The organism is Cupriavidus sp. 05T42, from assembly GCF_056396345.1.
Genome location: NZ_JBFTLH010000003.1, coordinates 394,458 through 416,754, shown reverse-complemented (window position 1 = coordinate 416,754; position 22,297 = coordinate 394,458). Strand labels below are relative to the sequence as shown.

General features: G+C 67.1%; 20 protein-coding genes. 11 read left to right on the top strand and 9 right to left on the bottom strand.

Going from position 1 to position 22,297, the window contains the following annotated elements; genetic code table 11:
• Positions 1 to 53 precede the first annotated feature (53 nt).
• The 4 genes from AC1EJR_RS06050 to AC1EJR_RS06035 all read left to right on the top strand — a co-directional run bounded on the left by AC1EJR_RS06050 (position 54) and on the right by AC1EJR_RS06035 (position 6,503).
• Positions 54 to 386: a hypothetical protein gene (locus tag AC1EJR_RS06050; protein WP_143093888.1), complete on the top strand. Its 333-nt coding sequence runs from the start codon at positions 54 to 56 to the stop codon at positions 384 to 386.
• 332 nt (positions 387 to 718) lie between these two features.
• Positions 719 to 1,894, top strand: a complete 1,176-nt coding sequence (locus AC1EJR_RS06045) for an efflux RND transporter periplasmic adaptor subunit (RefSeq protein WP_143093889.1) — start codon at positions 719 to 721, stop codon at positions 1,892 to 1,894.
• A 26-nt stretch (positions 1,895 to 1,920) separates the two neighbouring features.
• Positions 1,921 to 5,067 carry an efflux RND transporter permease subunit gene (locus tag AC1EJR_RS06040; RefSeq protein ID WP_092294423.1) on the top strand — a complete coding sequence of 1,049 codons (3,147 nt, stop codon included), beginning with the start codon at positions 1,921 to 1,923 and terminating at the stop codon, positions 5,065 to 5,067.
• Positions 5,064 to 6,503 carry an AdeC/AdeK/OprM family multidrug efflux complex outer membrane factor gene (locus tag AC1EJR_RS06035; protein WP_441593694.1) on the top strand — a complete coding sequence of 480 codons (1,440 nt, stop codon included), beginning with the start codon at positions 5,064 to 5,066 and terminating at the stop codon, positions 6,501 to 6,503. The genes AC1EJR_RS06040 and AC1EJR_RS06035 overlap by 4 nt, the downstream gene beginning before the upstream one ends.
• Positions 6,504 to 6,555: 52 nt before the next feature.
• On the opposite strand, the gene rocF is transcribed toward AC1EJR_RS06035, so the two are convergent.
• Genes rocF through AC1EJR_RS06005 form a run of 6 tightly spaced genes read right to left on the bottom strand, consistent with a single transcriptional unit; the run spans position 6,556 to position 11,320 of the window.
• Positions 6,556 to 7,458, bottom strand: a complete 903-nt coding sequence (gene rocF, locus AC1EJR_RS06030; protein WP_477113814.1) for an arginase — start codon at positions 7,456 to 7,458, stop codon at positions 6,556 to 6,558.
• A 40-nt stretch (positions 7,459 to 7,498) separates the two neighbouring features.
• Positions 7,499 to 8,701, bottom strand: coding sequence for an MFS transporter (locus AC1EJR_RS06025; RefSeq protein WP_092294429.1), 1,203 nt, complete (start codon positions 8,699 to 8,701; stop codon positions 7,499 to 7,501).
• An 8-nt stretch (positions 8,702 to 8,709) separates the two neighbouring features.
• The gene (gene arsH, locus AC1EJR_RS06020; RefSeq protein WP_477110148.1) at positions 8,710 to 9,474 is read right to left on the bottom strand and encodes an arsenical resistance protein ArsH; all 765 of its coding nucleotides are present in this window, start codon (positions 9,472 to 9,474) and stop codon (positions 8,710 to 8,712) included.
• On the bottom strand, positions 9,471 to 9,896 hold the full coding sequence (gene arsC / locus AC1EJR_RS06015; RefSeq protein ID WP_092294433.1) for an arsenate reductase (glutaredoxin): 426 nt from the start codon (positions 9,894 to 9,896) through the stop codon (positions 9,471 to 9,473). The genes arsH and arsC overlap by 4 nt, the downstream gene beginning before the upstream one ends.
• Positions 9,897 to 9,905: 9 nt before the next feature.
• A complete protein-coding gene (arsB, locus tag AC1EJR_RS06010; RefSeq protein WP_092294435.1) occupies positions 9,906 to 10,982 on the bottom strand; it encodes an ACR3 family arsenite efflux transporter in 1,077 nt (358 codons plus the stop codon).
• Positions 10,979 to 11,320: an ArsR/SmtB family transcription factor gene (locus AC1EJR_RS06005; protein WP_092294437.1), complete on the bottom strand. Its 342-nt coding sequence runs from the start codon at positions 11,318 to 11,320 to the stop codon at positions 10,979 to 10,981. Before AC1EJR_RS06005 ends, arsB begins: the two co-directional genes overlap by 4 nt.
• A gap of 120 nt (positions 11,321 to 11,440) precedes the next feature.
• Between AC1EJR_RS06005 and AC1EJR_RS06000 the strand changes: the two genes are divergently transcribed.
• Positions 11,441 to 13,054, top strand: coding sequence for an MFS transporter (locus tag AC1EJR_RS06000; protein WP_092294439.1), 1,614 nt, complete (start codon positions 11,441 to 11,443; stop codon positions 13,052 to 13,054).
• 58 nt (positions 13,055 to 13,112) lie between these two features.
• Positions 13,113 to 13,574, top strand: coding sequence for a MarR family winged helix-turn-helix transcriptional regulator (locus AC1EJR_RS05995; RefSeq protein WP_092294441.1), 462 nt, complete (start codon positions 13,113 to 13,115; stop codon positions 13,572 to 13,574).
• Positions 13,575 to 13,602: 28 nt separating this feature from the next.
• Here AC1EJR_RS05995 and AC1EJR_RS05990 read toward each other — a convergent pair whose 3' ends face one another.
• The 3 genes from AC1EJR_RS05990 to AC1EJR_RS05980 all read right to left on the bottom strand — a co-directional run bounded on the left by AC1EJR_RS05990 (position 13,603) and on the right by AC1EJR_RS05980 (position 17,073).
• Complete coding sequence (locus AC1EJR_RS05990) at positions 13,603 to 14,904, bottom strand: cobyrinic acid a,c-diamide synthase CobB (RefSeq protein WP_255370829.1); 1,302 nt, start codon at positions 14,902 to 14,904, stop codon at positions 13,603 to 13,605.
• A 207-nt stretch (positions 14,905 to 15,111) separates the two neighbouring features.
• Complete coding sequence (locus AC1EJR_RS05985; protein ID WP_092294445.1) at positions 15,112 to 15,780, bottom strand: response regulator; 669 nt, start codon at positions 15,778 to 15,780, stop codon at positions 15,112 to 15,114.
• A 339-nt stretch (positions 15,781 to 16,119) separates the two neighbouring features.
• Positions 16,120 to 17,073 carry a LysR substrate-binding domain-containing protein gene (locus AC1EJR_RS05980; protein ID WP_477113813.1) on the bottom strand — a complete coding sequence of 318 codons (954 nt, stop codon included), beginning with the start codon at positions 17,071 to 17,073 and terminating at the stop codon, positions 16,120 to 16,122.
• 833 nt (positions 17,074 to 17,906) lie between these two features.
• Here AC1EJR_RS05980 and AC1EJR_RS05975 point away from each other — a divergent pair.
• The 5 genes from AC1EJR_RS05975 to AC1EJR_RS05955 all read left to right on the top strand — a co-directional run bounded on the left by AC1EJR_RS05975 (position 17,907) and on the right by AC1EJR_RS05955 (position 22,287).
• Entirely contained in the window at positions 17,907 to 18,200 is a 294-nt protein-coding gene (locus tag AC1EJR_RS05975) for a transposase (RefSeq protein WP_092294449.1), read from the top strand.
• Between the two features lie 157 nt (positions 18,201 to 18,357).
• A complete protein-coding gene (locus tag AC1EJR_RS05970) occupies positions 18,358 to 18,669 on the top strand; it encodes a hypothetical protein (RefSeq protein ID WP_441593690.1) in 312 nt (103 codons plus the stop codon).
• Between the two features lie 41 nt (positions 18,670 to 18,710).
• On the top strand, positions 18,711 to 20,090 hold the full coding sequence (locus AC1EJR_RS05965; protein WP_092294453.1) for a DUF3300 domain-containing protein: 1,380 nt from the start codon (positions 18,711 to 18,713) through the stop codon (positions 20,088 to 20,090).
• Between the two features lie 3 nt (positions 20,091 to 20,093).
• A complete protein-coding gene (locus AC1EJR_RS05960) occupies positions 20,094 to 20,966 on the top strand; it encodes a DUF2950 domain-containing protein (RefSeq protein ID WP_454757994.1) in 873 nt (290 codons plus the stop codon).
• A 253-nt stretch (positions 20,967 to 21,219) separates the two neighbouring features.
• Complete coding sequence (locus tag AC1EJR_RS05955) at positions 21,220 to 22,287, top strand: extracellular catalytic domain type 1 short-chain-length polyhydroxyalkanoate depolymerase (protein ID WP_477113812.1); 1,068 nt, start codon at positions 21,220 to 21,222, stop codon at positions 22,285 to 22,287.
• Positions 22,288 to 22,297 lie beyond the last annotated feature (10 nt).

Genomic DNA, 22,297 nt, shown 5'->3' with positions numbered 1-22,297 from the left:
CCCGGTAAAACGGGGGCGTTTCTTATTGAGGCGGCAAGGCGCAGTCGGACGCCGTGAGCGTCACAAAAGTGCGCCATAATCCACTGAAAGCCGCTATCCGTACTCACCCGCCGTGTATTTCAGTGCATTACACGGCAAGTCCTGTCATCCAGATTCTTCTTCAAGCTGGTACGATGACGCGCATCTCGTCATTCGGCTATGGAACTAGTTGCAATCCTGTTAGCCGAATGCTGCATTGCATCACGACGGCGACGGCTTCCCTGGAGGAGACGGTTGTCTTTACCCTGATACAAAGGGTGCCGCCGTGCGGTGCAGACATTACCGTGGCAATGCGCCGCCAGCAGGCATCGGGAAAACCGATTATTGTGGCGGCCGGCAAGACGTAGCGCGACGTTCAGATCGGCGCACGGGCTGGCGCGAAGCACGGTGAACCGGACAAGCGAAGGAACGTGCAGGACATTTCAGAATACGGGGAGCAGGGCGGTTCCACGAACCCCCTGCGGCCGGACACGCGCGCGCGGCGCGGCCGGTCTTGTGTTTTCCTCCAGGCCAGCAAATGGCGAAAGCAGGGGCCCATGGCGACAATCCGCTGAACCCGACGACCGAATTTCGTGCCGGCGACCCGGCACGCCACTTGCGTCCACGCGCTGCGCCGTGGCGCCCGCCTGGTCTACGGGGCCAGGCCACAACATTCCGTTTCATCCTCGAGGAAATCGCTATGCAAGCAATGCGCGCCAGGCGTGCTTTGATTCCGGGCATGCTGGCCATCGCCGTCACGGTCCTTGCCGCCTGCGGCAAGGAAAACAAGCCGCCCGCAGCCCAGACGCCGGAAGTAAAGGTCGTGACGCTGAAGGACGAGACCGTGACACTCGACTCGTCGCTGCCCGGCCGGACCACGGCCTTCCGGATCGCCGAAGTCCGCCCGCAGGTGGACGGCATCATCCTGAAGCGGCTGTTCGTGGAAGGCTCCGACGTCAAGCAGGGCCAGCAGCTGTACCAGATCGACCCGGCTACCTACGAAGCCACGGCCAAGAGCGCCGATGCCACGCTGGCGTCGTCGCGCCTGCTCGCGGAGCGCTACGGGCGCCTGGTGGGCGAGGAAGCGGTCAGCAAGCAGCAGCACGACGAAGCCAAGGCTGCCTACCTGCAGGCCCAGTCGACGGCGGACCGCGCCCATATCAACCTGCGCTACACCAAGGTGCTGTCCCCGATTTCGGGCCGCATCGGCCGCTCGGTGGTCACCGAGGGGGCGCTGGTCACCAATGGCCAGGCCACCGCGCTGACCACCGTGCAGCAGCTGGACCCGATCTACGTGGATGTGACGCAACCGTCCACCACGCTGCTGCGGCTGCGGCGCGAACTGGCCGACGGCCGGCTCCAGGCCGCCGGCGCCAACGCTGCCAAGGTGATGCTGATGCTCGAGGATGGCAGCACCTATAAGGAAGCAGGCCGGCTGGAGTTCTCCGAAGTGTCCGTGGACCCGAGCACCGGCTCGGTCACGCTGCGCGCGGTGTTCCCGAACCCGCGCCACGAACTGCTCCCGGGCATGTTCGTGCACGCGCGGCTGGCCGAAGGCGTGAAGACCTCGGCCATCCTGGCGCCGCAGCGCGGCGTCACGCGTGACCTCAAGGGCCAGGCGACCTCGCTGGTGGTGAACGCCAACAATGAAGTCGAGCAGCGCGTGCTGAAGACCGACCGGACCATTGGCGACAAATGGCTGGTCACGGACGGCCTGAAAGCCGGCGACCGCGTCATCGTGGAAGGCCTCCAGTTCGTGCGCCCCGGCGCCAAGGTCAAGGCCACCGAGGCCAGCGCCACCGCCACCGCCGTTACGGCCCCCAATGCCGCCTCGGCCCCGGCCGCCGCTTCCGCGCCCGGCGCGGCCAAGTCCTGACCGGGACCGACGCATGAGGAATCGCCATGTCTAATTTCTTCATCGACCGGCCGATCTTTGCCTGGGTGATCGCGCTGGTCATCATGCTGGCAGGGGGGTTGGCCATCCGGTCGCTGCCTATCAACCAGTACCCGGCCATCGCCCCGCCGACCATCGCCATTTCGGTGAACTACCCGGGTGCGTCCGCGCAGACCGTGCAGGACACCGTGGTGCAGGTCATCGAACAGCAGATGAACGGGCTGGACAAGCTGCGCTACATCTCGTCGGAGTCGAACTCCGACGGCAGCATGACCATCACCGTGACGTTCGAGCAGGGCACCAGCCCGGACATCGCCCAGGTACAGGTCCAGAACAAGCTCGCCCTGGCCACGCCGCTCCTGCCGCAGGAAGTGCAGCAGCAGGGTATTCGCGTGACCAAGTCCGTGCGGAACTTCCTGGTCATCGTCGGGCTGGTGTCGACCGACCCCAGCCAGACGCGGGAGGATCTGTCGAACTACATCGTCTCGAACCTCCAGGATCCGATCTCGCGGACCGCTGGCGTGGGTGACTTCCAGGTGTTCGGCTCGCAGTACGCCATGCGCATCTGGCTGGACCCGGCCAAGCTCAACAGCTTCCAGCTGGCGCCGCTGGACGTGAGCACTGCCATCAAGGCGCAGAACGTGCAGGTGGCCTCCGGCCAGCTGGGCGGCCTGCCGGCCGTGCGCGGGCAGCAGCTCAATGCGTCGGTGATCGGCAAGACCCGTCTCCAGACCGCCGAGCAGTTCGGCAACATCCTGCTGAAGGTCAATCCGGACGGCTCGCAGGTGCGCCTCAAGGACGTGGCCGACGTGGGCCTGGGCGGCCAGGACTACAACATCAACGCGCAGTACAACGGCCGCCCGGCTTCGGGTATCGCCATCCGGCTGGCCTCGGGCGCTAACGCGCTGGATACGGTGAAGGCCATCCGCGCCACGCTGAACCAGCTCGAGCCGTCGTTCCCGGCGGGCATGCAGGTGGTGTTCCCGTACGACACGACGCCAGTCATCGCCGATTCGATCCACGAAGTGGTGAAGACGCTGCTCGAAGCCATCGTGCTCGTGTTCCTGGTGATGTATCTGTTCCTGCAGAACTTCCGCGCCACGCTGATCCCGACGATCGCCGTGCCGGTGGTGCTGCTGGGCACGTTTGGCGTGCTGGCGGCGTTCGGCTACTCGATCAACACCCTGACGATGTTCGGCATGGTGCTCGCCATCGGCCTGCTGGTGGACGATGCCATCGTGGTGGTGGAGAACGTCGAGCGGGTGATGTCCGAGGAGGGGCTGGGGCCGAAGGAGGCCGCCCGGAAGTCGATGGGGCAGATCCAGGGCGCGCTGGTCGGCATCGCGCTGGTGCTGTCGGCGGTGTTCCTGCCGATGGCGTTCTTCGGCGGCTCCACGGGCGTGATCTACCGCCAGTTCTCGATCACGATCGTCTCGGCGATGGTGCTCTCGGTGCTGGTGGCGCTGATCTTGACCCCGGCACTGTGCGCGACCATGCTCAAGCCGATCGAGAAGGGCGACCACGGCGAGCACAAGAAGGGCTTCTTCGGCTGGTTCAACCGCAGCTTCATCCGCTCCACGCAGCGCTATGAGCGCAGCGTGGTCGGCATCCTGAAGCGGCGCGTGCCCTACCTGATCATCTACGTGCTGATCGTGGCGGGCATGGCCTTCCTGTTCACGCGCATCCCCACCTCGTTCCTGCCGGAAGAAGACCAGGGCGTGCTCTACGCCCAGGTGCAGACCCCGGCCGGCGCCACGGCGGAGCGCACGCAGGCGGTGCTCGACCAGATGCGGAACTACCTGCTCAATGACGAGGGCAAGATCGTCAGCTCGCTCTTCACCGTGAACGGCTTCAACTTCGCCGGCCGCGGCCAGAGTTCGGGCCTGGCGTTCATCCTGCTCAAGCCGTTCAAGGAGCGCGAGGGTGACGCCACCAGCGTGTTCGACCTCACCAAGCGCGCCCAGGCCAAGTTCAGCACCTTCCGGGACTCGCTGGCCTTCGCCTTTGCGCCGCCGGCCGTGCAGGAGCTGGGCAACGCTACCGGCTTCGACTTCTACATGCAGGACCAGGCCGGCCTGGGGCATGACGCGCTGATGGAAGCCCGCAACAAGTTCCTGTCGCTGGCCGCCAAGGACCCGGCGCTGCAACGCGTGCGCCCGAACGGGCTGAACGACGAGCCGCAGTACCAGCTGGAGATCGACGACGAGCGCGCCCGCGCGCAAGGCGTGTCGCTGGCGGACATCAACAGCACCATCTCCATCGCCTGGGGTTCCAGCTACGTGAACGACTTCATCGACCGCGGTCGCGTGAAGCGCGTCTACCTGCAGGGCCGCCCCAACGCGCGCATGAATCCGGAAGATCTGGACAAGTGGTTCGTGCGTAACGACAAGGGCGACATGGTGGCGTTCTCGACCTTCGCCACCGGCAAGTGGGGCTATGGCTCGCCCAAGCTCCAGCGCTACAACGGCGTGCCGGCGGTGGAAATCCTGGGCGAACCGGCGGCGGGCAAGAGCTCCGGCGAGGCCATGGCGGCGGTGGAAGCCATCATGAAGCAGATGCCGCAGGGCATTGCCTACTCGTGGACCGGCCTGTCGTACGAAGAGCGGCTGTCGGGCTCGCAGGCGCCGGCGCTCTACGCGCTGTCCCTGCTGGTGGTGTTCCTGTGCCTCGCCGCGCTGTATGAAAGCTGGGCGATTCCGTTCTCGGTGATGCTGGTGGTGCCGCTCGGCGTGGTCGGCGCGCTGCTGGCGACGATCGGCCGGGGCTTGTCCAACGACGTGTTCTTCCAGGTGGGCCTGCTGACGACCATCGGCCTGTCCGCCAAGAACGCAATCCTGATCGTGGAATTCGCCAAGGAACTGCACGAGCAGGGCAAGAGCCTGGTCGATGCGGCCGTGGAGGCGTGCCGGATGCGCCTGCGGCCGATCATCATGACCTCGCTCGCGTTCATTCTCGGCGTGTTCCCGCTGGCGGTGTCGCAAGGCGCCGGCTCGGGCAGCCAGCACGCCATCGGTACCGGCGTGATCGGCGGCATGCTCACGGCCACGGTGCTGGCCATCTTCTGGGTGCCGCTGTTCTTCGTGGTGGTGAACGCGCTCAAGGAGCGCCGCGAGAAGCACGATTCCTCCTCCCTCGAAAAGGAGGCCAAAGCATGAGACAAACGCTAATCAGCATGGCCGTCGCCGCTAGCGCGGCGCTCGCGGGGTGCAGCCTGATCCCGACCTACGAGCGTCCGGCGGCGCCGGTGGAAGCCGCCTATCCGCAGGGCGAAGCCTACCCGGCCGCCAACGGCGCCGGCCAGGTGCCACCGGCCGCGGAACTGGGGTGGCGCGACTACTTCGCCGATCCGCGCCTGCAGCGGCTGATCGACGTCGCGCTGCAGAACAACCGCAACCTGCGCGTGGCCGCCCTGAACGTGGAGGCGTACCGCGCGCAGTACCGCATCCAGCGCGCGGACCTGTTCCCGCAGGTGGGCGTGGCGGCGCAGGGCACGCGGCAGCGCGTGCCGGCCGACCTCTCCAGCACGGGCCAGCGGGTCATCAGCAGTTCGTATGGCGTGTCGCTGGGCACCACCGTTTGGGAAATCGACCTGTTCGGCCGGCTGCGCAGCCTGAGCCAGGCAGCGCTGGAGCAGTATTTCGCCAGCGACGAAGCCCAGCGCAGCACGCATATCGCGCTGGTGGCCAGCGTCGCCAACGCCTACCTGACGCTGCGCGCCGACGAGGCGCAGCTGAAGCTGACGCGCGAGACGCTGGTGACCTACGAGCGGACCTACAACCTCACGCGCCGCAGCTACGAGGAAGGCATTTCCTCGCGGCTGGACCTGCGCCAGTCACAGACCCAGGTGGAAAACGCCCGGGCCTCGCTGAGCCGCTATACGCGGCTGGTGGCGCAGGACACCAATGCGCTGACGCTGCTGCTCGGCGCGAGCCTGCCGGCGGACCTGCCCGAAGGGCTGCCGCTCGATGGCAAGCTGGTGGCGGACGTGCCGGCGGGTTTGCCGTCTGACCTGCTCCAGAACCGCCCGGACATCCTCGCCGCCGAGCACCGCCTGCTGTCGGCCAACGCCGATATCGGCGCGGCGCGCGCGGCGTTCTTCCCGAGCATCTCGCTGACCGCCTCGGCGGGCACGGCGAGCCGCCAGTTGTCGGGGCTGTTCGATGCGGGTTCGGGCACGTGGCTGTTCTCGCCGCAGATCAACCTGCCGATCTTCACGGCGGGTAGCCTGAGCGCCAGCCTGGATTACGCGCGGATCCAGAAGGACATCAACGTGGCGACGTACGAGCAGACCGTGCAGTCGGCCTTCCGCGAAGTGGCGGACGGGCTGGCGGCGCGCGGCACGTACACGGAGCAGCTCCAGGCGCAGGTGCGCCTGGTCGAGGCGAGCCGGGACTACTTCCAGCTCGCCGAGGGTCGCTATCGTACCGGGGTGGACAACTACCTGACGCTGCTCGACGCACAACGCCAGTTGTACGCGCAGCAACAGGTGCTGATCGACTCGCGCCTCAACCAGCTGACCAGCGAGGTCAACCTGTACAAGGCGCTGGGCGGTGGGTGGAACGAGGTGACGGCGCAGGCGAAGGGCGGCTGAAGACGTTCTCCCCTCTCCTGCTTGCGGGAGAGGGGAGCCCAAGCCAGCGCTGCTACAGCGTCGACTTCCCGAACAAGCTTTCCAGCAGGTCCACCACCAGCTCGGCCGTCTGATTGTGGACGTCCCGGGCCGGGTTCAGCTCCAGCACATCGAGCGACCCCAGCGCCCCGGTATCCTCGATCATCTCCAGCGCCAGATGCGCCTCCCGATACGTCGGCCCGCCGCGTACCGGCGTACCCACCCCCGGCGCGATCTGCGCATCCAGAAAATCCACATCGAAGCTGACATGCAGATGCGTATTCGCGTCGATGCCGGCGAGCGCCTGCTCCATCGTCTGACGCATGCCGTTTTCGTCGATATAACGCATGCCGTAGACCGTCAGCCCCAGCTCGCGCAGGCGCAGCTTCTCCCCGGCATCCACGCTGCGGATGCCCACCTGGCGGATCGACTGGGCCGACATGGCCGGCGTGACGCCGCTCAGGGCGGTCAGCGGCGCAGGGCCGTCGCCGCACAGGCAGGCCACCGGCATGCCGTGGATATTGCCCGTGGGGCTGGTGCTGCCGGTGTTGGCATCCGCGTGGGCATCGAGCCACAGCACCAGCAGCCGCTTGCCGGTCTCGCGGCAATGGCGCGCGGCGGCGCTGATCGAGCCGATGGCCAGGCAGTGGTCGCCGCCCATCAACAGCGGCATCTGGCCGCTGGCGAAGCAGGCATAGGCGGTGTCGAACACCAACTGGTTCCACGTCAGCACTTCCTGCAGGTGGCGCATGCCGTCGACGGGAAGCTGGCCGGGGTTGCCCGGGCCGCTGAGGTTGCCGAAGTCGGTCACCTGCAGTCCGTTGCGCGCCAGCGCCCCGGCAATATCGGCCACGCGCAGGGCCTCGGGCCCCATCGACGTACCGCGAATGCTGGCACCGACATCGGTGGGCGCGCCAATCAGCGTGACAGGATGCATGGGAGGCTCCGGTAGTTGCGGCTCCTCCCCATATTAGGCGCTATTCCGCCGCCGGGGCCGGCGCGCCCTGGTGGATAGGCGCCGACTGGATGGCGAACAGGGCCGCGCTGGCCGCCAGCCCCAGCCCGCCCGAGACCCAGAGCGCCTGTGCACCCCAGACGTCGATACAGAGCCCGAACAGCCACGGTGCCAGCGCCTGCGCGATGCGCGCCGGCACCATCAGCACACCCTGCCGATGCCCATACCCCTGCGGCCCGAAGATGACGAGCGGCAGCGTGCCCTTGGCGATGGTCAGGATGCCGTTGCCGGCGCCGTGCAGCACCCCGAACAGCGTGGCGGCCGGCGCGCCCGCGACCATGAAGGCCGCCGCGCCGATCGGGTGCAGGGCCGCCGCCAGCCGTGCCGACAGCAGCGGATGAACCTTGCGTAACAATCCGAACTCCAGCAGCCGGGCGCCAACCTGCGACGGCCCGATCAGCGCGCCGACGAGCACGGCCGTCGCCAACGTGGCGCCGCCGGCCTGCAACAGCCGCGGCAGGTGCGCGGCCATGGCCGTGCTGATGAACCACGTCGCCGCGAACACGAAGGCCAGTACCCAGGTGGCCGGCGCGCCCGACGCCGGTCCGGGCGCCGCCGGTTTGCCGGCTGCGGGTGCCGTGGATGGGGGCGCCGGATCGGCCCCCGCGCGCGGCAGGCTCGCATTGAGCGCGAGGCCCACCGTCAGGTGCAAGGCGGCCCAGACCAGACAGGCCACGCGCCAGCCATAGTGGCTCTCCAGCCAGGATGACAGCGGCCATCCCACGGTGCTGGCAAAGCCGGCGATCAGCGTGATGCCAGTGATCGCATTGCGCGAGCGCGTGCCGTACAGGCGCACCAGCGTGGCGAACGCCGCTTCGTAGAGCCCGCTGCCCATGCCGATGCCGATGACGAGCCACGCCAGGAACAGTCCCACGCTTTCCCGGGCCAGGCCGAGCCCCGCCAGGCCGGCCGCGAAGACGAGGCTGGTGGCCATCAGCACCGGCCGTCCGCCCAGCCGGTCGATCAGCCGGCCCGCGTAGGGGCCGAGCAGCGCCGAGACCACCAGCGCGGCGCTGAACGCCGCGAAGACCGTCGGCACCGACACGCCGGTGTCGCGCGCCATCGGCACCGCGAGCATGGCCACTAGATAGTAAGAGGATGCCCAGGCGAGCGTCTGTGCAGCCCCGAGCCGTGCCACGAGGCTGCCATTCGGTACGTCGGTCATGGTTGGCCTTATTCGACTTCGCCTTCGTCGGTGTCGCCCGCAGCCGCTTGGCGCTCGTGGTCCATCGCCGCCGCCGCCAGCGCCGCCGCCCGGGCCGGCGCGGCGTCCTTGCGCTCGCTGTAGCGGTCGGTCAGGTAGTCGGAGCGGTCCCGGATCAGCAGCGTGAACTTGTACAGCTCCTCCATGACGTCGACCACGCGGTCGTAGTAGGCGGACGGCTTCATGCGCCCGGCGTCGTCGAATTCCTGGTACGCCTTGGCCACGGAGGACTGGTTGGGAATCGTCACCATGCGCATCCAGCGGCCCAGCACGCGCAGCGCGTTGACGGCGTTGAACGACTGCGATCCGCCGCAGACCTGCATGACCGCCAGCGTGCGGCCCTGCGTAGGGCGGATGCCGGCGCTTTCCAGCGGCAGCCAGTCGATCTGGTTCTTGAACACCGCGGTCAGCGTGCCGTGGCGCTCGGGGCTGCACCAGACCTGGCCTTCCGACCATGCGGACAGATCGCGCAGTTCCACCACCTTGGGGTGATCGGCGGGCACGCTGTCAGTGACCGGCAGGCCGCTCGGATCGAACACGCGCGTCTCGGCGCCGAAGTGGCGGAGGATGCGTTCGGCTTCCAGCGTCAGGAGCCGGCTGTAGGACGTCTCGCGCAGCGAGCCATAGAGCAGCAGGATGCGGGGCGGATGGGTGCTGACCCGCGTGGGCTCGAGCTTCTGGACGTCGGGCGTCTCCAGCAGCGCCGGCACGACATTGGGCAAGGCAATCGTCATGGACCCACCCTCCGGCCCTGCGCGTCGATGACCACCTCGCCATCCTCCTTGGTGAACGGGCTTTGCTGCGGCGACGGCAGGATATCGAGCACAAGTTCAGACGGCCGGCACAGCCGCACGCCGAGGTCGGTCACGACGAACGGGCGGTTGATCAGGATGGGATGGGCGAGCATGGCGTCCAGCAACTGGTCATCCGTCAAGGCCGGATCGGCCAGCCCCAGCGCGGCGTAGGGCGTGCCCTTTTCGCGAATCGCCTCGCGCACGGTCAGCCCGGCTTGTCCGATCATGGCCTGCAACTGCGCCCGCGACGGCGGCGTGTGCAGATATTCGATGACTTGCGGCTCGATCCCGGCATTGCGGATCATCGCCAGCGTGTTGCGGGACGTGCCGCAATCAGGATTGTGATAAATCGTGACAATCATCTTGGTTCCTCAGGGGAGCTTGGCCTCGTACCACCGCTGCGAGCGGTTGACGATGTGGACGACCAGCAGCATGACCGGCACCTCGATCAGCACGCCGACCACCGTAGCCAGCGCCGCGCCGGACTGGAAGCCGAACAGGCTGATCGCCGTGGCCACGGCCAATTCAAAGAAGTTACTCGCGCCGATCAGGCTGGACGGCCCCGCCACGCAGTGCGCCACGCCAAGCCGGCGATTGAGCAGGTAGGCGAGACCGGAATTGAAGAAGACCTGGATCAGGATCGGCACCGCCAGCAGCGCGATGACCATCGGCTGGTCGATGATCGCCTTGCCCTGGAAGGCGAACAGCAGCACCAGGGTCAGCAGCAGCGCACTAATAGAGTAGGGGCCAAGGTGTCGGAGCACGCGCTGGAAGTGCGCCGCGCCGCGCGCCAGCAGCAGCTTTCGCGCGATCTGCGCGATGACCACCGGCACCACGATGTACAGGCCGACCGAGGTCAGCAGGGTGTCCCACGGCACCGTGATCGACGACAGGCCGAGCAGCAGCGCTACCACCGGCGCGAAGGCCACGATCATGATGCCGTCGTTCAGCGCCACCTGCGACAGCGTGAAATACGGATCGCCTTTGCAGAGCTGGCTCCAGACGAACACCATCGCCGTGCATGGCGCAGCCGCCAGCAGGATCAGGCCGGCCACATAGCTGTCCAGCTGATCGACGGGCAGCAGCGGCGCGAATAAATGCCGCACAAACAGCCAGCCCAGCAGCGCCATCGAGAACGGCTTGACGGCCCAGTTGATAAACAGCGTCACGCCGATGCCGCGCCAGTGCGATTTCACCTGCCCCAGCGCCGTGAAATCGATCTTCAGCAGCATCGGGATGATCATCACCCAGATCAGCACGCCCACGGGCAGGTTGACCTGCGCGTACTCCATGCGCCCGATGGCCTGGAACACGCCGGGCAGCATCTGGCCGAGCGCGATGCCGACCACGATGCACAACGCCACCCAGACGGTGAGATAACGTTCAAAGAATCCTATGGCGGGCGCGGAGGCGGCTCGGGCTGGCGCTGCAATGTCCGGGCTGCTCATCCTTCGGCTCCCTGCAACGGCGGGGTGGCGCAAGCCGCCGTCGGCCCGCACGGATTGCCGCCGCAGCAGTTCTCGGTGAGGAAGCCGATCAGGTCGTTCATGGTTTCGTAGCGGGCGGTGTAGATGACCGACCGTCCGGCCTGCCGGCTGTTGGCGAGGCCGGCCCGGTGCAGCTCCTTCAGATGGAAGGAAAGCGACGAGGCCGGCACATCCAGGAGCGTGGCGATCTGCCCGGCAGGCAGGCCCTCCGGCCCGGCCTGGACCAGCGCGCGGAACACCGCCAGCCGGGAGGCATGGGCGAGGGCGGCCAGCGCTTCGATGATTTGAGAAGATTCCATGATTCGAATGTAGTCGAAATATCGAATCGAAGCAACGCAGTTCTCCCACGTTCCGCCCTGCAAATTAAGGAAATTTCGACCTATAATCATTGACCGCACAACGATTGATCGGGCAATAGAATGACTTCCGCGTCGCAAGAAGGGCAGGGCGCTCCACATACGTCCGGCAACGGGCAAATCCTGCCGTTCCGGGAATCGCTGCTGGCGATGATCGGCATCGCCTTCGTGGTGATGCTTGTGGCGCTGGACCAGACCGTGGTGGCCACCGCGCTGCCGACGGTGGTCGCCGAACTGCAGGGCTTCGAGTACTACGCCTGGGTCGCCACGGCCTACCTGCTGACGTCGGTCGTCACCGTGCCGATCTTCGGCCGGCTGGGCGACTACTACGGCCGCAAGCCCTTCGTGCTGGTGTCGATCGTGGTCTTTCTGGTGGCCTCGGTGCTGTGCGGCATGGCGCCCAGCATGCCGTTCCTCGTGGCGGCGCGCGCCCTGCAGGGCATTGGCGGCGGCATGCTCGTGGGCACCGCCTTCGCCTGTATTCCCGATCTGTTCCCAGACCCGCACGTGCGCCTGCGCTGGCAGGTGATGATGAGCACCGCATTCGGGCTCGCCAATGCCATCGGCCCGTCCATGGGTGGCGTGCTGACCGAATGGTATGGCTGGCGCGCGGTGTTCTATATCAATGTGCCGGTGGGCCTGCTCGGCCTGCTGTTCGCGTGGCGCTACCTGCCGCATCTGCGCCATCAGGCGCACAAGGGGCCGATTCGCGTGGACTGGCTGGGCGCGCTGCTGATCGCGGCGGGGCTCGGTTGCCTCCAGCTCTCGGTGGAATGGCTGCCGGAGCGCGGGCTGGACATCGTGACGATTGGCCTGGCCGTGCTGTCCGTGGCGTCGTTCGTCGGCCTCTGGCAGTGGTCGCACCGCGCGGCGGACCCCCTGCTGCCGCTCGACATGTTCCGCAATCCGGCGCTGGCCTCGCTGTTCGTGCTTGGCGTGCTGGGCGGGTTTGCGATGTTCGCGCTGCTGCTCTACGCGCCGCTGCTGTTCCAGGGCGGGTTTGGTTATTCGCCGAAGGAGGCCGGACTGCTGGTGACGCCGATGGTGGTCTGCATCACCATCGGCAGCATTCTCAATGGCCGCATCATCACGCGCATTCCGGTGCCGAACAGCATGCTTTATGCGGGATTTGCGCTGCTGGCGCTCGCCTGCCTCGGTTTGTCGCAGGCCACGCGCGGCATGCATCACATGGTGCTGCTTGGGACCATGCTGCTGGCCGGCCTCGGGCTCGGCTTCGTGCTGCCGAACCTGACTGTGTTCGCCCAGCAGACGGCCGGCCGCGCCCACCTCGGCATTGCAACAGCGATGTTGCAATCGTTGCGGATGGTAGGCGGCATGGTCGGCACCGCGCTGGTTGGCACGATGGTGACGCGCAGCTATACCGGAGGCGTGGAGCGTGCGTTGCAGGCGGCCGGCGCGTCGGACTGGGCCGGGAGGATGACCGACCCCCAGATCCTGATCGACAAGGTCGCGCAAGCAGAATTGCTGACCAACCTTCAGGAGGCAGGGCACAATGGAGCCCTGCTGCTCGAGCAGGCGCGCCAATCGCTCGTCGGGGCCATCCATCTTGGCTTGCTCGTGGCGGCGATTGCGGCCCTGGTGGGGCTCTGGCGCGTACGCCGGGTCCCGCCGGTGAAGCTGACGCGGGTGCAGGAGCCCGCGATGGCAGCCGACTGATCCGCCTGAGATCACGGCGCCCCCGCGGATGCAAGCGTCCGCCTAAAGGAGATTCGGAGTGGAACTGGAGCGACAAAGCCTGGCCGTACTGCAACAGTTTGGACGCACTTACCGCGCCTATGCGGCGGCGTTCGAGCAGCGCATCGGTCATCCGCTGCCGCGCTGGCGCATCTTGTCCGCGCTGCATGGCCACGATGGCCCCATCGCGCAAAAGCCGCTGGCGGACCGCGTCGGCATGGACCCCGGCGCCCTCACGCGCCAGTTGAAGGCGTTGCAGGAACTGGGCTGGATCGAACGCACCACGAGCGAGCGCGACAATCGCATGACCAATGTCACGCTGACCCCGCTCGGGCGCGATATCGTCGAGCAGGCCCTGCCGCGCCGCTCGACCTTCCTCCAGGACGTGCTGGCCGATGTGTCCGAGACGACCATGCACAACCTCTCCAAGGGTCTGGCGCAGCTCGAGGCGGGCATTGCCGATGCCGCGGCCCGCACCGTGGCCGAGCGCGACGCCGCCTGAGCCGGTCCCCCATCCTTCCGCTATCCCGCTATCCCACCTTCCCGCCCAGCAGCGCCGCAATGGCCAGCGGGTTGGTCGGAAAATACAGATGCACATATGACGCCGTGAGCGAGCCGGTCTGGTAGACCGCCTCGCCCGGCGCGCCATCGCGCGGGGACACCGCCCGCACCGCCGGCGCCAGCGGCGAATCGGTCTTCGAATAGTGGAAGGTGTGGCCGCGCAGGGGTTCTCCGGGTTTGTCCGGCAGACCCGGAAACGTTACGGACTGGTGGCCGATGGCGGCAAGCCGCCGCTGCATCGTCACTGTGCCCGGCAACAGGCCGGCCATCTGGTGGCTGACGCCTTCCTTGTCTACCAACGTATCGAACAGCGCCATCATGCCGCCGCACTCGGCCAGTATCGGCAGGCCGTCCGCATGGGCGCGCCGCAGTGCCGTGCGCATGTCGGCATTGGCCGCGAGCGTGGCGCCGTGCAGCTCCGGATAGCCGCCGGGCAGCCACAGCGCGTCGCACGCGGGCAGCGCGCGGTCGCGCAGCGGCGAGAACCACACCACATCGGCGCCGAGCGCGAACAGCGTGTCCACATTGGCGGGATAGATAAAGCGAAACGCGTCGTCGCGGGCAATCGCCACGGTCTTATGTGCCAGCGGGCGCGGGCCGGGCGCAGCCGGCGGCGCTGGCGCCGGGAAGGGCACAGCGGGCGGCAACTGGCCGATCGGCAAGGCTTCCAGCGCGTCGGCCATGCGGTCGAGGCGCTCGATCAGGTCTGGCAGTTCGTCGGCGCTGAACAGGCCCAGATGGCGCTCGGGCAGGCTCGCCGCCGCGTCGCGCGCCAGCGCACCGGCCCAGCCGATGTCCGCCGGCAGGCTTTCGCGCAGCAGGTCGGCGTGGCGCGCCGTGCCGACCCCGTTGGCCAGTACGCGCATTGGCGGCAGCGGCGCCCCATAGTGCGCCAGCCCGTAGGCCAGCGCGCCGAAGGTCTGCGCCATGGCGCCGGCCTGGATCACGGCCAGCACGGGCAGACCGAAGCGCCGCGCCACGTCGGCGCTGCTCGGCGTGCCGTCGTGCAGGCCCATCACGCCTTCCACGAGGATCAGGTCGGCCACTTCCGCCGCCTCGGCCAGCCGCGCGCGCGCGTCGGCCTCGCCCGTCATCCAGAGATCGATCGAATGCACCGGCGCGCCGCTGGCCGCCGCCAGCAGCGTCGGGTCGAGGAAGTCCGGGCCAGTCTTGAATACGCGGACGGTGCGGCCCTGGCGGGCATGCAGCCGGGCCAGCGCGGCCGTGACGGTGGTCTTGCCTTGCCCGGAAGCCGGGGCGGCCACGAGCAGGGCGGGCACGGCGCGGCCGGGGGTGCCGGGGGACGGCGGGGTGGTTGTGGCAGTTGTGGCGGGATGGTGTTCGGGCATGTCGGTAGGTGGCGCATGACAACGGTGTCATACGGCGAAATCGATTATAGCGAGCGGTCGCGATGGCAATGGCTTCGGTTTTGCTTCGGTTTTGCTTCGGTCTTGCTTCAGTTTGGACTCAGTGTTGTCTCAGTTTCGCCCTAGGGGCAGGACGACGCCCTGCAGCGCCGCGCATTCGAACAGTTCGCGGTCGTTGCTGACGCCGAGCTTGTGCATCGCGCAGTTCTTTTGCCGGCTGATGGTCTTCACGCTGCGGCACAGCGTGGCGGCGATCTCCGTGACCGTGCGCCCGGTCAGGTACAGCCGCAGGACCTCGGTTTCGCGCGCGGACAGGCGCTGCACGCCGTTGCGCCCGCACGGCAGCATGGTGCGCAGCTCGGTGGGCGCCAGCGCGCGCAGCGCGGACTTGCCGATGTAGGTGAAGCCGCGCTGCGCCCGCGCGATGGCGGTGACGATCTCGGTCAATGGGCAATCCTTGAGCAGCAGGCCATGGACGTGCGCGTCCAGGATCGTGCGCAGGACCAGTGGATTGGTGATCATCGTCAGCACGATGATCGACAGCGCGGGGTAGCGCCGCCGCAGGCTGGTGATCAGCCGCACGCCGTCCAGTTCGGCCGGGCCGGGCATGTGGTAGTCCGTGACCACCACGTCGGGCTGCAGAATTTCCACCTGTTGATGCAGTTCTGTTGCGCTTGCCACTTCCCCGCAGACTTCCCAACCCGTCTGTGTCTGCAAGCACGCGCGGATTGCCGCCGTAATGACGGGATGGTCGTCGGCCAGCAAAATCCTCAATGTCATCCAATGCCTCCTGTGCACATGGGTCCGATACGACTTTTGGCAGGCGTGAAAAAAGGCGCCGCACGCGGGAGGGCGTGCGGCGCAAACACGCAGGCAACTGCGTGCACGCGTGCGCGCGGACCAAACGGGATACGACCCGGCGCACGTCAATGCCCGCTGAGATTAATGCGGACTCCTGCGCAAATGATTTGAGACGATTCGGAAAATGCAGGCGGCTGAGAGCCGGGACTTGCGCGGCAGGGGTTGGCCGGAAAGGAAAGACCCCGCGCGGCGGTTACCGCGCGGGGTCCGAGGGTGTCACGGAGGGTGTCCCGGCGCCGGGGCGCCGGGGGAGGAGCGTCAGGCCACCGCCAGGCGGCGCGGCTCTGGCCGGCCCTGCCGGCGGTCCTCGATGGCGCGGATGGGGTCCCGTAGCACGGCGGCGCCCACGTCCATGATGTCGCGCATCGCCACGCGGTCCGGGGTTTGCTCGGCGGTCCAGAACTGGAGCGAGGCCCAGCCCGGGAAACTGCCCGGCGGCGCCAGCAGGCGCGTCTTGCGGTCGCGCGTGACCAGCGGCACGTTGAAGTCGAGTACCGGGCAGATGCCGCCGGCCGCGTGCAGCAGGGTGATCTGCGTGTGCCACGACGGCACCACGGTTTCCCGATGCCCCGGCGTATTGGCCTGCCGCGCCAGGAACGCCCGCAGCGGGCTGCCGGCCTCGCAGTCTTCCTGCAGCAGGATCCAGTCGCTCTCCGCGTCGTCGGGGCCATGGGCGCGCGCGGCGCTGACCAGCCGGCGCGGCGTGGCGAGGATGCTGTGCGGCATCACGCCGTCTGGCACGGTGGCGCCATCCACCACGAAGGCGCAATCGAGCTGACCGGTATCCAGGCTGCCGGCCAGGGAGGCATCGGCAATGACCGGCCGGGTCACAAAACTGTCTTGCGGGAATTGCTCGCACAGCGTGCTGAGGATCTCGGTGATGACCGGATCGCCAATCGACGATGAAAAACCAATGGAAATACGACGTCCGGTGGCACCGGTTTGTGTGCTTTCGGCCAGCGGGCGGACCAGTAGATTCCACTTTGCAAGAATCTGCCTGGCAGTATGCTCGAGCCGCAGCGCATGGGGCGTTGGCTCCAACGTGCCATTGCGCTTGACGAACAGCGCGTCGCCGGTGATCTCGCGCAGCCGCGCGAGGCTATAGGCCACGGTGGGGACACGGCCCTGGGTACAGGCGGCCACCGCGTTGAGGTCCCGATATTCCATCAACAGGACAAAGACGTGCAAAAGCTTGGTGCTGACGTGCCGCATGCTGACTTCTCCCGATCCAGATTGTTGGTTTTATTTTTTGTGGGCACTAAGGAAGTTGCGACTTCCTGCCTGTGTGGTCGCAGCTTGAAAGCGCGTCGGCACCCCCGTGCCGGACCAAGCCGAAACTGCCAGGACTTATGAACTGCTAGAGGGCGGGGAATTGCAAAGTGGTCAAGAGTCGCCCGGGTTACCGAAATCTGCAGTGCATGCCACGGGTTCGCCGCGCGACGCCGAAGCGTTGCATGGCACGTGACGTTAGCAGTGGTCCCCTTCTTCCTCAGGCCGGTTGGCGGCGGCAATGAAATCCGCGCCGATAGTCGCCTGTCCGAGAGCGCGCAGTGGCACTCTTTGCAGGCGTTTCGAAATTTAGTTGGTGCCGAGGAATCTTAATACATCATTTAGCAAACTACTAGGAACTCGGTTCGATTCCTGACAGAACAGGGATGCATATCGGGCCTTATGTCCGGACAATCAGACAACGCGAAAGCCGTGCCTGGCGCGCCTTGCAGGGCGATGGCCGACCCGCGTGACCGGCGTTTGCAAGTGTGAGCCAGCAATGTCCGACGGGTTTGAAGCGGCTGTCCGGCAGTGAGTGATGACATGAATTTGTCCAATTTGGAATACCGAAATTTGCGCCATTTCCCTGTCAACATCGGACACGCCTGACACGGACTCGGACCACGCGGGGCACGCGGCCGGGTCGTTAATTTGCTTAACTCGCGCTGCAAAGACACTGAATTCCTTTTGCCCGGGCATTGGGCTACCTTACCGGCAGGGTGGGCTGGCCGCGTGCATGCGCGGGGCGAGCGCTTGGTGCAAGCGGAGGCATTCGGATGAACAGACGCTATTCGGAGGAGCAGATCCGCATGTACCTGGCCGAGGCCGCCAGTGGGGTGCCCGTGCGGGAACTCTGCGCGCGCTATGGTTTCAGCGATGCGTCGTTCTACGGATGGCGTGCGAAGTACGGCCCGGCACGCGAGTCCGATGTGCCGGACGGGCGCCGCATGCGCCAGTTGCAGCAGGAGAACGCGCGTCTTAAGAGTATGCTTGCGGACGCACTGCTCAAGCTCGAGCTGCTGCGCAACCGTACCGGCCGCAATGGCGATGGCAACGGCAAGGACCGCTAGCGCATAGCGCGCGGATCGCCGTTGCCGGGCGCGCGGGCCGGTGTTTTTTATCATCATGGCGATGCATGCGTGCATCGCCGGCAGTTTCCGGAGTTTCCTGGTGAAGAGGTTTTTCGTAGCGTGGGGTGTGGGGTTTGGGTTGTTGATGACAGCGGGCATGGCATGGGCGCAGACGCCGCCGATCGACCCGGGCACGCCGATGATCGCGCCGCCGCCCCCGCGCATGCTCGACCCGGCCACGGCGACGCTCAACGGCGAAGGTGCCACGCCGGGCGTCTCGCAACGCGAGCATTGCCGGCAACTGCTGGACCAGATCAACGGCCTGTCCAAGGAGCCGCAGCAGTGGGAACAGGGCAAGTCGTCCGTGACCACGGCGGATGGCCGCACCTATTCCACGCTGGAACGCGCGCCTGATCGCAAGCGGCTGGAAGAGGCCTATCGCCAGGAGTGCGCGCAGTCGGCCAGGTAGTACCCCCTCGTCCGTCCTCATCCGTCATTGTGGGAGCCAATATGTACCGGTTGCGACGTATTCTGGCGTGGTGCTGTGGATGGATGTTGTTACTCGGCGGCGGGACCGCCTGGGCGCAGGCCAAGCTCGACAATGCGCATCTCGACCAGTTGCTGGCGCCCGTGGCGCTCTATCCGGACGCGCTGTTGTCGCAGGTGCTGATGGCGTCGACCTACCCGGCCGACGTGGCCGCGGCAGCGGAATGGTCGAAGGCCAATGCCAGCCTGTCCGGCGACGCGGCAACCAAGGCGGTGGCCAACGAACAGTGGGACCCGAGCGTGCAGTCGCTCGTCGCCTTCCCGTCCGTGATGGATATGATGGGCCGCCAGCCGCAATGGGTGGACTCGGTGGGCGACGCCTTCCTCGCCCAGCCCGATGATGTGATGGACTCGGTGCAGCGCCTGCGTGTACAGGCCCAGAAAGCCGGCACGCTGAAGACCACCGAGCAGCAGAAGGTGGTGACACAGCAGTCCGGCGGCACCACCATCGTGCAGATCGAGCCCGCCAATCCGCAAGTGGTCTATGTGCCGACCTACAACCCCACGGTGGTCTACGGCGCGTGGCCCTATCCGGCGTATCCGCCAGCCTACTATCCACCTCCGCCCGGATCGGTCTTCGCCAGCGCCGTGGTGGCGGGCGTGGGCTTTGGCCTGGGCGTGGCCGCGGTCAATTCACTGTGGGGCGGGTTCAACTGGAACTCGCACGACGTGAACATCAACGTCAATCGCTACAACAATATCAATGTGAATCAGCGGCTCGATGTGAACCGCTCGAACGTGAACTGGCAGCACAACCCGGCCAATCGCGGCAACGTGCCGTACAAGAATTCGAACGTGGCGAATCGCTTCGACACGCAGCGGCAGCAGGGGCTGGCGAACCGGCAGGCGGGGCAGGGCGGGCAGCGGCTTGGGCAGGGCGGCCAGGGCGTGCAGGGTGGCCGGCCTACGCCGCAGGCGGGCTCGCGCGATGCCGCGCGTGACCGCGCCGCGCAATCGTTCCAGGGCCGCACGGGCCAGTCGATCGCCGGACACGGGCCGAACGTCAATCGCGGCGGTGGGGGCGGCATGCAGAATCCCCGGCCCGCCGGCGCCGATCGGCAGCGGGCCGATCAGTCCGCCGCGCGCGACCGCGCACGGGACAGCAATCGTAATAGCGCCTTGCGCGATGCCGGCAACGGCGACCGCATGCGGCAGCAGGTGCAGCGCGGCGGGAATGCGGGCGGCTTCCAGCGCGGCGGGAATGCCGGTGGCATGCAACGCGCCAGCCATCCGGCGCAGCGGTCCATGCCGCAACGTGGTGGCGGTGGAGGGGGAGGGGGCGGCGCGCACTTCGGTGGAGGAGGCGGCGGTGGTGGCGGTCATCTTGGACATGGTCGGAGATAAGACATGATGAGAGCGACGTTGTCCGCCACCATGATGCGTATCGTGCGCCGGGTCCTGGGCGCCGCGATGCTGGCCGTGCCGTTGCTGGCGGTGTCCGTGCCGGCGCAGGCGCAGCGGGTCTATCCCTCGCCCGAGGCTGCCTCGGACGCCCTGGGCGACGCCATCGCCCGCAGCGACCATGACGCGCTCAAGGGCGTGCTCGGCCCGAACTACCGGACGCTGCTGCCGCCGCAGGGCGTCGATCAGGAGGATATCTACGAGTTCCTGGCCGCGTGGGCGCGCCACCATGCGGTGGAGCGCGCGGGCGAGGATACGGCGCGCGTGGCGGTGGGGGAGAGCGGCTGGACCTTCCCCGTGCCCATCGTCAAGCGCAAGGCGGGCTGGCAGTTCGACATGCCGGCTGGTCAGCGCGAGGTGCATGTGCGGCGCATCGGCCGCAACGAACTGGTGACGATGGACACGCTGCTCCAGCTGGCGGACGCGCAGCAGCGCTACGCCGAGCTGGCCGGCAATGGCCGCTATGCGGCCCAGCTCGTTAGCAGCCCGGGCAAGACCAACGGGCTCTACTGGCCGTCTTCGTCGGCCGAGAATGACAGCCCGCTGGGCCCCGATGCGCTGGCGATGGGCCCCGACACTCCGCCAAACGAGGCGTTCTACGGCTACCGGTACCGCATCATCGCCGCGCCGAAGGGCAGCAACGCGAAGTTCGCGATCGTCGCGTGGCCGGCCCGCTATGGCGACAGCGGCGTCAACACCTTCATCCTGGACAGCGAGCGCCAGTTTTATGAGCGCGACCTGGGAACAGCCACCGCCAGCCGGGCTGCCGCACTGCGCACATTTTCGCCCGAGGGGTGGACGCGGGTAGCGGAACAGTAGATCCGGTTACTCTGCCGCATCATCTGTCGAACAGGCGCCTATATGGCGCCTTTCTCTTTCTTTTCCTGCTAAACGGCACAACGGTTCGCCCGGGCTCCATGGTAGCTGGTCGCCCTCCAGGCAAGGGGAAAACTGTTTCGAAATCTAATGTTGTGCTTTGCAGACAATGCCGCTAATCCATCACGCCGACTATGGTATGCTGCGTCGCACAATAGCGGAGGAGACCCGTTCCTAGATGAGCAGGAGTCTTCATATGGCCAAAAGCCTGTCGACGGACTGGGAAACGCAACTGCGACAAATCGGTCGCACGCAATTCCGGACCGCAAAGCAAATCCGAACATGGCTGGGGCGCCTTGACTTGGCGTCTCCGGCAACCCGCCGCCGCATGCCGGCCCCGGGTGATACCGCGCCGGGTGACCTGCCCGGCACGTGGCAATCCTTGAAGCTCAGCCTCGCCCCATTGCCGGGCGAACTGGTGCCGCAGCTCTCGTATCGTCTCTATATTCCAGCCGGTGCCAAGGGCGCGTTGCCCGTGGTGATGATGCTGCACGGCTGCCAGCAGACGCCGGAAGACCTGGCGGCCGGCACGCGCATGAACGCGCTGGCCGAGCGCGAGGGCTTTATCGTCGCCTATCCGCAGCAGCCGCTGCGGCGCTCGGTACATCGGTGCTGGCAGTGGTTCGACCTCGCCGCCGGCGAAGGCGGGCGCGAGGCGCAGGCCGTGGCGATGCTGATCGACGAACTGGCGAGCCGCCCCGACGTGCGCGCGGACCAGATCTATCTGGCAGGACTTTCCGCCGGGGCAGCGATGGCCGCAGTAGTGGCGCTGCGCTATCCAAGCAAGGTGGCGGCCGTGGGGCTGCATTCGGGCGTGGTGATCGGCGCTGCCGATACGCCCCGGGCCGGGCTCCGGGCAATGCAGCATGGCTCCCAGGCTGAACCGGCCTGGCTGCTCGACGCCGCCGGTGCGGTGCCGGGCGGCCCGGTGATGCCGGCCATCGTGCTGCACGGGCTGGCCGACGAGGCGGTGCACCCGATCAACGGCCGCCTGCTGGCGCGCCAGTTCCTGGCCTACAACCGTCTCGATGACCGCCTGGGCGCCACGGCCGCCAATGACGCGCCGCCGGTACCGGATGGCGATTTCCGCGACGCCCGCTTCGGCCGCTGGAATCGCGATCTTGTGCGGCTGGTGGAAGTGGCCGGTCTGGGCCATGCCTGGAGCGGCGGCGACGGCAAGGTGCAATATCACAGCGATACCGGCCCAGACGCCAGCAAGCTGATGTGGCAGTTCTTCCGCGATCACCGACGCGGCGGGGCATAAAAAAACGGGG